Consider the following 12,666-nt stretch of genomic DNA (forward strand, 5'->3'; position numbering starts at 1 on the left):
CCCGTCGGGTCACCTGGCCGGGCTCGCGCTCTTCTGGTTGGCGTTGAACTCCGCGACGTTGCGCTGGTGTTGGGCGAAGTCGGCGGTGAACCGGGTGTCGCCCGGCTTCACGGTGACGAAGTACAGCCAGTCCCCGGGCGGCGGGCTGATCGCGGCGCGCATCGCGTCCTCGCCCGGGTTGTCGATCGGCGTGGGTGGCAGCCCCATGCGCTGGTACGAGTTGTAGGGGCTGTCGATGCGCGTGTCGCCGGCGCCGGTCCTGAGCGAGGCGCGGTTGAGGGCGTAGTTGACGGTGGAGTCCATCTGCAGCGGCATCCCGTGTTCCAGCCGGTTGAAGATGACCCGTGCCACCTTGCCCATGTCCGCCTTCGTGGCGGCCTCGGCCTGCACGATGCTCGCGATGGTGACCGCCTGGTACACGTTCATGGCGTTGCGCTGGGCGCCGGCCGCGACCGGGGCGCCGTTGAACTTCTTGTTCGCGGTGTCGACCATGTACGCCAGCAGCGACTCGGGAGTCGCCTTCTTCCCGTTGCTCTCCAGCGGATACGTCGCCGGGAAGAGATAGCCCTCCGGGTTGCCGTCGGCGTCGTTCGGCAGCTTCAGGCCGGCCTTGGCGATCGACCTTCGAGTACTGCCCGCGGGCAGCGCCAGGGCCTTGTCGACGGCGGCGTAGACCTGCCCCGCGCGCCAGCCCTCCGGGATGACCAGGGATGTCGGCCTGGCGTGCTGCTCCCTCTCCAGGGTCAGCAGCGGCACCGCCACGGCGGTGCCGGCCACGAGGGCGCCGGTCGCGATGAGGGCGAACCGGCCCCTGCGCGTCAGTCGAATCGCGCTCCGAGTGCTCCGTGGCGGAGTGTTCTGGTCCATGCGGGCACGGTAACCCGCATATCACCACAAACCCGGCATATTTTCAGCTTGTCGGTTCCAGTTGGGCATCCCGGCGTACGAGGGCCGCGTACCGCCCGTCGTGCTCCAGGAGTTCCTCGTGGGTGCCCCGCTCGGCCACCCGCCCGGAGTCGAGGACCACGATCTGGTCGGCACCCCGGACGGTGGACAGGCGGTGGGCGATGGTGAGCGTGGTGCGGTTGGCCGACAGGGCGTCGATGGCGTCCTGGACGGCCGCCTCGGTACGGGTGTCCAGGGCGCTGGTCGCCTCGTCGAGGATGAGGACCGGCGGGTCGCGCAGGATGGTGCGGGCGATGGCCAGGCGCTGCTTCTCACCGCCGGAGAAGCGGTGGCCGCGCTCACCGACGACCGTGTCGTAGCCGTCGGGCAGGGACGCGATGTGCTCGTGGATCTGGGCCGCCCTGGCCGCCGCCTCGAGTTCCGCGTCGGTGGCGTCCGGCTTGGCGAAGCGCAGGTTCTCGGCGACCGAGGCATGGAAGAGGTACGTCTCCTGGGAGACGACGCCGACCGCGCGGGCGAGGGTGTCGAAGTCGAGGTCGCGGACGTCGACGCCGTCGAGGGTGACACGGCCGCCGGTGACGTCGTAGAGGCGCGGGACGAGATAGCCGAGCGTCGACTTTCCGGCGCCGGTCGGACCGACGACGGCGAGGCTGCTGCCGGCCGGGACGATGACGTCGATGCCGTCGAGGATGGGCCCGCCCTTGTCGTCGTAGCGGAACTCGACGTCCTCGAAGCGGACCTCGCCCTTGATCTGGTCGAGGTGCACCGGGTTCTCCCGCTCGGTGATGTCGATGGGCAGGTCGAGGTACTCGAAGATGCGCTGGAAGAGCGCGAGCGAGGTCTGGATCTGGACACCGGTGGCCAGCAGGCTCACGGCCGGGCGGAACAGGCCCTGCTGGAGCGAGACGAAGGCGACGATCGTGCCGATGGAGACCTTGGGGCCGCCGAGTTGCAGGGCCATGCCCGCGGTCCAGTAGATGATCGCCGGCATGGCGGCCATGACGATGGTGATGACGGCCATCCGCCAGCGCCCGGCCATGTTGGAGCGCACCTCGAGGTCGACCAGGCCCTCGGACTCCTCGGCGAAGGACTTGGTCAGCGAGTCGGAACGGCCCATGGTGCGGCCGAGCAGGATCCCGCTGACGGACAGCGACTCGGTGACGGTCGCGGCCATCGCGGCCATCTGCTTCTGGCGCTGGGTGGTGATCTTCTTGCGTTCGTTGCCGACGCGGCGGCTGATCCACACGAACACCGGGAGCAGCAGCAGGGAGACGACGGTCAGCCGCCAGTCGAGGGCGATCATCGCGACGATGGTGGCGACCACGCTGGTCAGGTTGGAGACCAGGGAGGTGGCGGTGGAGGTGACGGTGGCCTGCATGCCACCGATGTCGTTGGCAATGCGGGACTGGACCTCACCGGTGCGGGTGCGCGTGAAGAACGCCAGCGACATGCGCTGCAGACGGCCGTAGACCGCGGTGCGCAGGTCGTGCATGACGCGCTGGCCGACGGTGGTGGAGATCAGGGTCTGCAGCACTCCGAAGACGCTGGTCAGGACCGCGCTGACGATCATGCCCAGCGCGAGCAGGCTGAGCAGGCCGGTGCGGCCCTGGGGGATGGCGACGTCCAGGGTCTCCTTGAGGAGGAAGGGCGTGGCCACGGACACCAGGGACGCGGCACCGACCAGCAGTCCGACGACCGCGAGGCGGCCGCGGTAGGGACGGAAGAGCTTCAGGATGCGGCGCACCTGCCGGGGCTGCTGCTTGGCGTCGGCCGGCGGTGTCCAACTGGGTTGACGATCGGGATGCAATGGACTCCTACGGGAGTGGGACGACAAAGAGTGTGGGACGGCGAAGACTGGCGGAGCCTAGCTCATTGTTACCTATACTCACAATGAATGTCGTCCTGATATTGTTCCCGTATGACCACGCCCGATCCAGACGGCCTGCTCGCCGAGCAGTTGCTGCGGTTCACCCGCCGTGTGCACCGCATCCAGAAGCGGCACATCGAGCAGTGCGGCCTGGGGGTCACCCCGGCCCAGTCCCGGCTGTTGCGCACCCTGGCGCACTACGGCTCACCACCGCGCATGGCCGATCTCGCCGAGCGCCTGGAAGTGGTCCCGCGGGCCGTGACCTCCCTGGTCGACGGACTGGAGGCGAACGGCAAGGTGCGCCGGGTACCGGATCCGACGAATCGCCGGGTGATCCGGATCGAACTCACGGACGAGGGCCGCAAGGCGCTGAGCGAGGTTCGGGGCGCTCGACGCGCGGCCGCTGCGGAGATTCTGGCGCCGTTGACTGCTGAGCAGCGGGAGGTTCTGGGCGGGTTGTTGGACACGTTGGTGGACGGGGGAACGGAGCCGGGGACGCGCTGCGGGTAGGGGGCGGTGCGGTTCGTTGGGCGGCTGCGGGGGCGTGGGGGCTGTTCGCGCAGTTCCCCGCGCCCCTTCGGGTCGGATCAGTGGACCCACCTTCAGGGGCGCGGGGCTGTGTCCGTGGGCGCGACCAGCCACGCATCACCCGCAGCCGCCCACGCATCAGAAACCCACCGAGCTACTGGGCGACAGAACCCTGCCGCTGCGGGGTCTCCACCTCCACGGCCACCTCCACTGCCGTCTCCCCGCCCAGCACCCGCCTCGCCCGCTCCAGATCCAGCGCCCCCTCCCAGCGGGACACGGCGAACACCGCGACACAGTTGCCGAGCAGGTTCGTGACGACCCGCATCGAGTCCATGATCCGGTCCACGCCCAGCAGCAGCGCGACTGCCCCGGCGGGGATCGCCCCCAGCGAGGAAGCCGTCGCGGACAGCGCGAGGAAGGCGGAGCCGGGGATGCCCGCCATGCCCTTGCTGGTCAGCATCAGCACCAGGACCACGGTGATCTGCTGCCCCACACCGAGGTCGACGCCCACCGCCTGCGCGATGAACAGCGTGCCGATGGAGAGGTAGAGGGAGGCGCCGTCCAGGTTGAAGGAGTACCCGGTGGGCAGCACCAGCCCCACCGCGTCGTCCCGCGCCCCGGCTCCGCGCAGCTTCTGCATCACGCGCGGCATCACGGACTCCGTCGACGCGGTACCGAGGGCGAGCAGCATCTCCTCCCGGATGTAGCGCAGGAACTTCCACAGGCTCAGCCCGGTGACGATCCGCAGGGCGACGGCCAGCAGCACGATGAACAGCGCGGCGGCGACGTAGCACAGGACGATCAGCTTGGCGTACGTCTCGATCACGCCCAGCCCGTACTGGCCGATCAGGACGGCCATCGCGCCGAACACCGCGATCAGGGCCAGCCGCATCACGAAGCCGACGACCGTGAAGATGATCTCCTGCGCCTGTTCGACGGCGGGCATCACCTGCGGCACCTTCGTGTGCCCGAGGTGCAGCAGTGCGGCGCCCACCAGACAGGCCAGGACGAGGACTTGGAGCAGGGAGTTCTCGGCGAAGGCGCCCATGAAACTGGTCGGCAGCGCGTTCAGGACGAACTCCGTGGTCGACGGCAGCGAACCGCCGCCCGTCTTCGCGTCGACCGCCTTCGCACTGAGCATGGCGGGGTCCACGTGCATCCCGGCACCGGGCCGCACGACATTGGCCGCGAGGAGCCCGATGAGCAGGGCGAACGTGCTCGCCACCTCGAACCAGACCAGAGCCTTCAGACCGATCCGGCCGAACGCCTTGAGGTCACCGGCCTTGGCGATGCCGACGACGACCACACAGAACACGAGCGGGGAGATGATCGTCTTGATGAGCCGGGTGAAACCGTCGCCGAGCGGCTGCAGATCGGCGGCGAAGCCGGGCCACAGCCTCCCGACGACGATTCCGAGCACGAGCGCGCAGAGGACCTGCGCGAACAGAGAGGTACGCAGTATGTGTGCGACGCGTCGCGGGGCGGACGGGACGGACGACGGCATGGGCACTCCTTGTGGGGGGACGTCAACCTCGCAGCAGCCGGGGAGACTTCTGCGATACGGAAAGCGGTTTCCGTGACGATCACTTTCGGGGCGCCGTTGATCCCGCCAGAAACCTCCGTGTTGCGCACATGTAAATCCCGTCCCATGTGACCCATCGCACATACTCGCCTCAGCAGCGCGAGCGGTCCCCCGTGAGCACCCCCTGAACGGTCGTCAGGGAGCGGTCGTAGCACCCTCCGGACCCGTACAGCCGGTACCGCTCGCTCGTCGTACCGACCGCGTGCCGCTGGTCGCGCGGAACCCCGGTCGTGTACGTGGCGTCACCGGTGACCGTGTCGTCCAGCCGCGACCAGCCGGTGCGCCGGCCGCCCCGCGCCTCGCTCACCGCGGCCCGGTCGCCGAGGGTCAGCACGGTGCGCAGCCGGGCGTCGTCGCCGATCGTGGTCGAGCCGCCCATCGTGTACGTCCGGTGCGTGGCCGTTGTCCGGGCCGGTCCGCGCCCGTCGACGGTGACGGACTCGTCGTCGGTCCAGGTGGCGTCGAGGCCGTCGACGTTCTCGCCGTCGGTCCAGCGGTGCACGGAGGTGTTGGCCAGCGTGCGGCGGACGGTGGTCGTCACCCGGCCGTGCGAGGTGTCGACATATCCGGAGACGGTCAGCGCGTGGCCGGCCACGGTGTCCACCCGTTCCGGCGAACCGGCGGTGTAGGTGGAGGAGTTCGTGGGAGTCCCCGACCGGCTCTCGATCAGCCTGCCCGTCACCTGCGCCCTCTTGACGTCCTGCCACACCAGCACGTTGACCGGTGCGCTCCAGCCGCCCTGCCCCTCGGGCACGCCCACGACCGAGACCTCGAGCTTGTGCGGACGGCCGTCGTCGAGAAGGCCGGTGAAGGGGGTCAGGTCGTACTCGATCGGCGTGACGTCGAAGGCGCGGGGGCCCGGAATCACGTACCAGAGGAAGGGGTTGGACCAGCCTCCCGTCCACACGTGCGGGAACGGCGCGGCGATTCCGGCCAGTTGGCCGTCGACCTTGATCTGGACCTCCCGGTAGGGGCCGCCGTCGGCCTGGCAGGAGTACGGCGCCTTGTCGGGCACCGCCAGGTACCAGAACTCCTCGCAGCCGCCGCCCGATCCGGTGGCGTAGACCTCGGCGAGGACGCGTTCGCTGTTGCGCGGGGTGGTGAGGGTGTTGCCGTCGCCGAGGGTGAGGACCTTGTCGGGGGTCGCGGCGGCGGTCGGTCTCCCGGCGTAGAAGGTGAGCGTGACCTTGACGTCGATCACGCCGGTGTAGGTGTCGTCGACGACGTTCCCGATGAGCATCTCGACGTCCTGGCTGCGGCGGAAGGTGTCGCTGTACCGCGTGACGTCCTTCTCCACGGACCAGGCGATGCCGTCGGGCGAGGGCTCGGGGGTCGAGGTACGGAGGATCTCGACGCCGCCGACGTGCAGATAGCCGAGCCGGTCGTACTGCCGCCCCTTGACCTTGCCGTCGAGGCGCAGCACGACCTTGCTCCAGCGGTCGCCGCACCCCGACGGCGGGGTGTAGGTGCCCTTGTAGGGGGTGAAGTCCCGGAACTGCGCCTCGGCGAGGGTGACCTGGCAGGACGTGCCGTGCGGCTTCGCCACGGGCGGGGCCGCGGTGACCGGGTCGTGCCAGTCGGTGCCGAACTCGGCGGGTACGTCGGCGGACTGGGCCGGGCCCGCCCCGAGGAGGACACTCGCCAGGAGGGTCACCCAGGCGAGCATGAACATGACGATCCGTCTCTTCATGGCCGGTGTTCTACGGCGAGTCACCCCCTCATGGCAATGAGGCCGCCGCCCGAAGGGCCGGAGCTCCCCCGGGCGGAAAACTGTTTGCCAGCGACCACGCTGCGAGGCGAACCTGTCACGGTTTGCTGCCGCCGTGAGCGGTTCCCTCCACCCCCCTGACACGAGCCACCGGGACGTCAGTCGTCATGCAGATTCAAGACCTTCCCTATCCCGATCCGGGCGTTCCGGACGCGCGTTCGGGTCCCCGATTCCTGTGGTGGCTGGGCCGCAATCAGCTGGGCGGCCAGGTCAAGTCGCTCGCCTGGGGGCTGTTGCACTTCGTGGCGGTCTCCGCGCTGCCGTTCTGTGTGGGCCTCAGTGTGCAGGCCGTGGTGGACCGTTCGGGCACCCGGCTGGCCCTGACGGGCGGGCTGCTGGCGCTGTGCGCTTTCTGCATCGCGCTGGGCGACACCTTCCTGCACCGCACGGCCGTCACCAACTGGATCACCGCCGCCGCCCGGGTGCAGCAGCTGCTCGCCCGCAAGGCGGCCGTACTGGGCTCCGCGCTGACCCGGCGCGTGGCGGCCGGTGAGGTCGTGGCCGTCTCCACCGGTGACGTGGAGAAGATCGGCTGGTTCGTGGAGGCCGTCTCCCGGTTCACCGCGGCGGCCCTCACCGTGGTCGTGGTCTGCGTCGCCCTCCTGCTCTACCAGCCGGCACTCGGCGTGGTCGTCGCCGTGGGCCTGCCGGTGGTGGCACTCGCCGTCCTGCCGCTGCTGCCCCGGGCCACCCGGCGGGCCGACTTCCAGCGCGAGAAGGCCGGCCGCGCCACCGAGCTGGCCTCGGACACAGTCGCCGGTCTGCGCGTGCTGCGCGGCATCGGTGGCGAGGACCTGTTCCTCGACCGCTACCGCCGTGCCTCCCAGGAGGTCCGCCACGCCGCCGTGCGCAGCGCCCGCATGTGGTCCCTGATCGCCGCCGTCCAGGTCCTGCTGCCGGGCGTACTGATGATCGTCGTGGTCTGGTACGGCGTCCATCTGGCCCAGCGGGGCCGCATCAGTATCGGCGAACTGGTCACCGTCTACAGCTCGGTGATGGTGCTGAGCTATCCGCTCCAGCACTTCCACGAGATCGCCATGGCCTACTCCTTCTCCCGCCCCTCGGCCAAGCGGGCCGCGCGGGTGCTGTCGCTGGAGCGGGCCACGGACGCCGAGGGCGTGCGCGGCGCCGACCTGCCGAGCGGGGATCTGTACGACCCCGCGACCGGTCTGCTGGCCCCCGCCGGCCGGCTCACCGCGGTGGTGTGCGGCGACCCGGACGCGGCGGGCCTGCTCGCCGAACGACTGGGCGGCCACCCGGCGGACCAGGACACGTCCGTCCTGCTGGGCGGGGTGCCCCTCGACGAGCTGCCGCTGGACACGGCCCGCACGGCCGTACTCGTCCAGGACAAGGACCCCGTCCTGCTGTCCGGTTCGCTGCGGGAACTGCTCGACGTGCCCGCCTCGGGGAACGTCAGCGCCCAGGACGCGCTGGCGGCCGCGCAGTGCGAGGACGTGCTGGAGGCGCTGGCCCAGGCGTCGCTGGACGCCGAGGACCCCATGGACACGCGGATCACCGAGCGCGGACGGTCGCTGTCCGGCGGCCAGCGGCAGCGGCTCGCGCTGGCCCGGTCGCTGATCACCGACCCGGAGGTGCTGGTGCTGGACGAGCCGACCTCGGCCGTCGACTCGCACACCGAGGCGCGGATCGCGCAGGGCGTACGCGGGCTGCGGGAGGGGCGCACGACAGTGGTGTTCACCTCCTCGCCGCTGCTCCTGGACCACGCGGACCGAGTGGTGCTGGTGTACGAGGGCCAGGTCGTGGCGGTCGGCGTGCACCGCGAACTGGTCCACGACGAGCCCCGCTACCGGGCCGTGGTGACCCGGGAGACCGAAGACGAGGCCGTGCTGAGCGGCGTACTGAAGGAACTCGAAGAGATCGAGGAGACAGCATGATCGGCGTGGCGCCACCGGCCTACGACCCGGCGGCCCCGAAGACGGCGAACACCCTGCCGGTCGGCGCCCCCGCGACCGTACGCGCTTATGTGGCCGAGCTGTTCCGTCGGCACCGGCGTGCCTTCCTGGTCCTGATCGGCGTCAACACGGCGTCCGTGGTCGCCTCGTTGGTGGGCCCGTGGCTGCTCGGCGACCTCGTGCAGCGGGTGTCGGACGGCGCGCGGGAGCTTCATCTGCCGCTCGTCCTGTCGCTGTTCACGCTCGCGCTGGCGGTCCAGGCGGTGTTCGTGCGCGAGGTGCGGCTGCGCGGGGCGATGCTCGGCGAACGGATGCTGGCCGACCTGCGCGAGGACTTCCTCGTCCGGTCGGTCGGACTGCCCCCGGGCGTCCTGGAACGGGCCGGCACCGGCGATCTGCTGTCCCGGATCACGACCGACATCGACCGGCTGGCCAACGCGATGCGCGAGGCCGTACCGCAGCTCGCGATCGGCGTGGTGTGGGTGGTGCTGCTGCTCGGCGGTCTCGTGGTCACGGTGCCGCCGCTGGCTCCGGCCGTGCTGGTGGCCGTGCCGCTGCTGGTGGTCGGCTGCCGCTGGTACTACAAGCGGGCACCGTCCGCCTACCGCTCCGAGGCGGCGGGATACGCCGCCGTGGCCGCCGCCCTCGCCGAGACCGTGGACGCCGGACGCACCGTCGAGGCCCACCGCCTCGGCGACCGCCGGACCGAGCTGTCGGAGCGCCGGGTCAGGGAGTGGACGGCCTGGGAGCGCTACACGCTGTGGCTGCGCTCGGTCCTCTTCCCGGTCATCAACCTCACCCACGCCACCGTGCTCGCCTCGGTGCTGATGATCGGCGGCGTGTTCGTGCTCCATGGCTGGATCGGGGTCGGCCAGCTGACGACGGGCGCCCTGATCGCCCAGATGCTCGTGGACCCGGTCAACCTCATCCTGCGCTGGTACGACGAGCTGCAGGTGGCCCAGGTGTCGCTGGCCCGGCTGGTGGGTGTGCGGGACATCGAACCGGGCGCCGGGGAGGAGTCCCTGGCACCCGACGGACGGGACGTGCGCGCCGAGCGGGTGCGCTTCGGCTACCGCGAGGGGGTGGACGTGCTGCGCCAGGTCTCCCTGGAGGTCGCCCCGGGCACCCGGCTGGCGCTGGTCGGCCCCTCGGGCGCGGGCAAGTCCACCCTGGGCCGGCTGCTCGCCGGGATCTACGCGCCCCGGGACGGCCGCATCACCCTCGGCGGCGCGGAACTGTCGCGGATGCCCGCCGAACGCGTCCGCTCCCATGTGGCCCTGGTCAACCAGGAGCACCACGTCTTCGTGGGCTCCCTGCGCGACAACCTGCTGCTCGCCCGGACCGACGCGGTGGACGCCGAGCTGTGGGCGGCCCTCGGGGCGGTCGACGCCGACGGCTGGGCGCGGGCTCTGGACGACGGCCTGGACACCGAGGTCGGCTCGGGCGGGACCGCGCTCACCCCGGCCCAGGCCCAGCAGATCGCGCTGGCCCGGCTGGTGCTGGCCGACCCGCACACGCTGGTCCTGGACGAGGCGACCTCACTGCTGGACCCGCGAGCGGCACGTCACCTCGAACGCTCCCTCGCCCGGGTCCTCGACGGCCGCACCGTCGTCGCCATCGCCCACCGCCTGCACACCGCCCACGACGCCGATGTCATCGCCGTCGTGGAGAACGGCCGCATCAGCGAACTGGGCAGCCACGACGAGCTGGTCGCCGCCGAGGGCGCGTACGCGGCACTGTGGCACTCCTGGCACGGATGATCCGGGAGCCGCGGGGACGGGTGGCCGGGAGCTGCGGGGCGGGGTGGGCCGGGAGCTGCGGGACAGGGCGGCCCGGAAGCTGCTGGCCCGGGTGGGCGGGGAGGCGCGGGGACGGGTGGCCGGGAGCTGCGGGGACGGGTGGCCGGGAGCTGCGGGGCGGGGTGGGCCCGGAGCCACAGGACCGGGCGGGCCGGGCGGGCCCGGAGCCCCAGGGCCGGGCGGGCCCCGAGCCGCAGGACCGGGCGGGCCGGTGCGGCGCAGGGGTGAGCCGGGAGGCACGGTGCGGCGCAGGGGTGAGCCGGGAGGCGCGGGAACCGAGTGGGCCCATGGGCCGCACCGGTGAGCCGGGAGACGCCGGAACCGAGTGGGCCCATGGGACGCACGGTGAGCCCGCGCCCGTGGGCACGGACCCGACGGCCACCGGCGCGCAGGCCCACGGGCCTTCCTCACCGTCCCCGGCGCCTCCTCGCCCCGTGCCGTTGCGCGGTGCCGAACGGGGGTGGAAGTCTGGATATCGGCACCGGCTCGGGGAGTGCCCGGGGACCGTGGACGCGTCCCCGGCACAGCCTGTGCCCCGCGCCCGGTGGCGACACCCGGCGTGGTGAGGGCCGGTCCCCACCACCTGGAGGTACTCGTGAACAGCGCCGACGGATGGGGAGACGACGTCTACCAGCCCGACGGAGACGACCAGCGTGAGGACACGGGGCTGCTCGACTCCGAGGACACCCTGGAGTACGACGGTGTGGACGACCCCCTCGACCGCGGCTGGTCCCCTCCGGAGCGGCCCTGGGCCGTGGAGCACCTCGGTGTGACGGCCGCCGAACGGCGGGTCGGGGAGACGCTGGACCAGCGGCTCGCCGAGGAACTGCCCGACCTCACCAACAGCGAGGGCGACGGTCTGGGCGACTGCGACGGCACCGACGGGGAACTCCTGGACAACGAGGTCGGCGCGGTCCGCTCCGGCCGGCTCGTGGCCCCCGACGAGGGCGCGCACGAGGACGAGGAGAGCACGCTGGTCGCCACCGACGTCGGCATCGACGGCGCGGCGGCCTCCGCCGAGGAAGCCGCCATGCACATCGTCGACGGCGACGCGCTGTCCGGCTGATCCACCTTTACCGCTGACGGCAAGGAGCAGGCATGCAGCAGGACAAGCACCCCGACTACCACCCCGTCGTCTTCCGCGACCGCGCCGCCGGCTACGCCTTCCTCACCCGGTCCACCGCGAGCAGCGACCAGACCATCGAGTGGGACGACGGCGAGACCTACCCGGTGGTGGACGTGGAGATCTCCTCGGAGAGCCACCCCTTCTACACCGGCAAGGCCCGCACCGTGGACTCGGAGGGCCGCATCGCCCAGTTCGAACGCCGCTACGGCTCGGGCGCGGGCCAGGGGACCTGAGCGGCCGCCCGCTGCCCGGGGTGTTCCCGGCCCAGCGGTGGCGGGGCTGACCGGGCCGGCCGAGGTGGGGCCGGTTTTCGGGGCCTGCTCAGATGAAGTTCAGTGCCGCCGCGCAGCCCACCCCGCCCAGCAGCATGAACGCCGGCATCAGCACCTTCAGCTCGACCCAGCTGCCCGCCCGGAACCGCATGACCTTGGGCGGGCCCACCGGGTACCAGCGCTTGCGGCCCACCGGGATCGGCCACAGGATCGGGCAGCCGGAGACGGTCAGGGCGTCGCCGATGTCGTGCACTATCGCCCCCAGCACGATCGGCAGCCCCAGCCACAGGTACTGCTGGCCCGGCTGCGTGAACAGCCAGTCCGAGCCGTTGCCCGGCTTGTCGAGTATCCCGGCGAGGATCCAGGCGCTGGTCGCCGCCAGCAGCCACACCAGGACATCGCTGCTGGAGCCGCGGGCCGCCCGCCACAGCAGGCCCTCGATGGCCAGCACCATGTGGACGAAGAGGATGGCGAGGACCGCCCAACGGCCACCCGTCACGGCCGCGGCCGCCGTACCCGCACCGATCAGGACCGCCCACAGCCAGGTGTGGGTGAGCGTGCGGTGGCCGCCGGACCGGCGCGGGTCGCCCTGCTTTCTCGTCGCCTTGTAGACGGCGTAGGAGAGCTTGTCGACGATCTCGCACAGCCCGCGCGAGAGGGGACCGAACGCCCTCGAGATGGTGGCCGCCTTGTGGTCGAGGTCCGGGGCGAGGGCCGCTCCGGCGCAGATCAGGGCACCGACCAGGAGGACCGGCCAGGGCATCGAGTGTCCCGCCGCGGCGGCCGCGGCACCGACGCCGAGCCAGGCCGCGGCGCCCGACAGTGAGTGTGCTGGTCCCATCATGGCCGTTCCTCGCCCCATTCCTCGTGTGCCGCTGTCCAGTTGACCGGGTGCGCTGACGCTC

10 protein-coding genes are annotated in these 12,666 nt (G+C 71.5%); 5 read left to right on the forward strand and 5 right to left on the reverse strand.

The features are described from left to right. Nucleotides 1-9: 9 nt before the first annotated feature. Nucleotides 10-867 carry an endolytic transglycosylase MltG gene (gene mltG, locus ABZ453_RS04060; protein ID WP_359011321.1) on the reverse strand — a complete coding sequence of 286 codons (858 nt, stop codon included), beginning with the start codon at nucleotides 865-867 and terminating at the stop codon, nucleotides 10-12. Between the two features lie 43 nt (nucleotides 868-910). Continuing rightward, nucleotides 911-2,713: an ABC transporter ATP-binding protein gene (locus tag ABZ453_RS04065; RefSeq protein ID WP_359011323.1), complete on the reverse strand. Its 1,803-nt coding sequence runs from the start codon at nucleotides 2,711-2,713 to the stop codon at nucleotides 911-913. 111 nt (nucleotides 2,714-2,824) lie between these two features. Here ABZ453_RS04065 and ABZ453_RS04070 point away from each other — a divergent pair, with 111 nt between their 5' ends. Beyond that, entirely contained in the window at nucleotides 2,825-3,283 is a 459-nt protein-coding gene (locus tag ABZ453_RS04070; RefSeq protein WP_359011325.1) for a MarR family transcriptional regulator, read from the forward strand. Nucleotides 3,284-3,455: 172 nt separating this feature from the next. On the opposite strand, the gene ABZ453_RS04075 is transcribed toward ABZ453_RS04070, so the two are convergent. Continuing rightward, entirely contained in the window at nucleotides 3,456-4,805 is a 1,350-nt protein-coding gene (locus ABZ453_RS04075) for a cation:dicarboxylase symporter family transporter (protein ID WP_359011327.1), read from the reverse strand. Nucleotides 4,806-4,974: 169 nt separating this feature from the next. Next, complete coding sequence (locus ABZ453_RS04080; protein WP_359011329.1) at nucleotides 4,975-6,573, reverse strand: peptide-N4-asparagine amidase; 1,599 nt, start codon at nucleotides 6,571-6,573, stop codon at nucleotides 4,975-4,977. A gap of 185 nt (nucleotides 6,574-6,758) precedes the next feature. Here ABZ453_RS04080 and ABZ453_RS04085 point away from each other — a divergent pair, with 185 nt between their 5' ends. From ABZ453_RS04085 to ABZ453_RS04100, 4 genes are all read left to right on the forward strand, one after another. Then, entirely contained in the window at nucleotides 6,759-8,546 is a 1,788-nt protein-coding gene (locus ABZ453_RS04085; protein ID WP_359011331.1) for an ABC transporter ATP-binding protein, read from the forward strand. After that, nucleotides 8,543-10,324 (forward strand): ABC transporter ATP-binding protein, encoded by a 1,782-nt coding sequence (locus ABZ453_RS04090; protein ID WP_359011333.1) that lies wholly within the window; start codon nucleotides 8,543-8,545, stop codon nucleotides 10,322-10,324. The genes ABZ453_RS04085 and ABZ453_RS04090 overlap by 4 nt, the downstream gene beginning before the upstream one ends. A gap of 634 nt (nucleotides 10,325-10,958) precedes the next feature. After that, a complete protein-coding gene (locus ABZ453_RS04095; RefSeq protein ID WP_359011335.1) occupies nucleotides 10,959-11,429 on the forward strand; it encodes a DUF5709 domain-containing protein in 471 nt (156 codons plus the stop codon). Between the two features lie 32 nt (nucleotides 11,430-11,461). Beyond that, nucleotides 11,462-11,722, forward strand: a complete 261-nt coding sequence (locus tag ABZ453_RS04100) for a type B 50S ribosomal protein L31 (RefSeq protein WP_133046901.1) — start codon at nucleotides 11,462-11,464, stop codon at nucleotides 11,720-11,722. Between the two features lie 88 nt (nucleotides 11,723-11,810). Here the strand turns inward: ABZ453_RS04100 and ABZ453_RS04105 are convergent, their stop codons facing one another. Then, nucleotides 11,811-12,605 (reverse strand): metal-dependent hydrolase, encoded by a 795-nt coding sequence (locus ABZ453_RS04105; protein ID WP_359011338.1) that lies wholly within the window; start codon nucleotides 12,603-12,605, stop codon nucleotides 11,811-11,813. Nucleotides 12,606-12,666: the final 61 nt, after the last annotated feature.

The sequence above is a fragment of the Streptomyces sp. NPDC005799 genome (assembly GCF_040630525.1).
In the GTDB taxonomy this organism is placed as follows: Bacteria; Actinomycetota; Actinomycetes; order Streptomycetales; family Streptomycetaceae; genus Streptomyces; species Streptomyces griseorubiginosus_B.

Excerpts from the sequence above, each read along its gene's own strand:
- ABZ453_RS04080 (WP_359011329.1), bottom strand. The coding sequence starts at position 6,573 with ATGAAGAGACGGATCGTCATGTTCATGCTCGCCTGGGTGACCCTCCTG.
- ABZ453_RS04100 (WP_133046901.1), top strand. The coding sequence starts at position 11,462 with ATGCAGCAGGACAAGCACCCCGACTACCACCCCGTCGTCTTCCGCGAC.
- ABZ453_RS04090 (WP_359011333.1), top strand. The coding sequence starts at position 8,543 with ATGATCGGCGTGGCGCCACCGGCCTACGACCCGGCGGCCCCGAAGACG.
- mltG (WP_359011321.1), bottom strand. The coding sequence starts at position 867 with ATGGACCAGAACACTCCGCCACGGAGCACTCGGAGCGCGATTCGACTG.
- ABZ453_RS04085 (WP_359011331.1), top strand. The coding sequence starts at position 6,759 with ATGCAGATTCAAGACCTTCCCTATCCCGATCCGGGCGTTCCGGACGCG.
- ABZ453_RS04075 (WP_359011327.1), bottom strand. The coding sequence starts at position 4,805 with ATGCCGTCGTCCGTCCCGTCCGCCCCGCGACGCGTCGCACACATACTG.
- ABZ453_RS04070 (WP_359011325.1), top strand. The coding sequence starts at position 2,825 with ATGACCACGCCCGATCCAGACGGCCTGCTCGCCGAGCAGTTGCTGCGG.
- ABZ453_RS04105 (WP_359011338.1), bottom strand. The coding sequence starts at position 12,605 with ATGATGGGACCAGCACACTCACTGTCGGGCGCCGCGGCCTGGCTCGGC.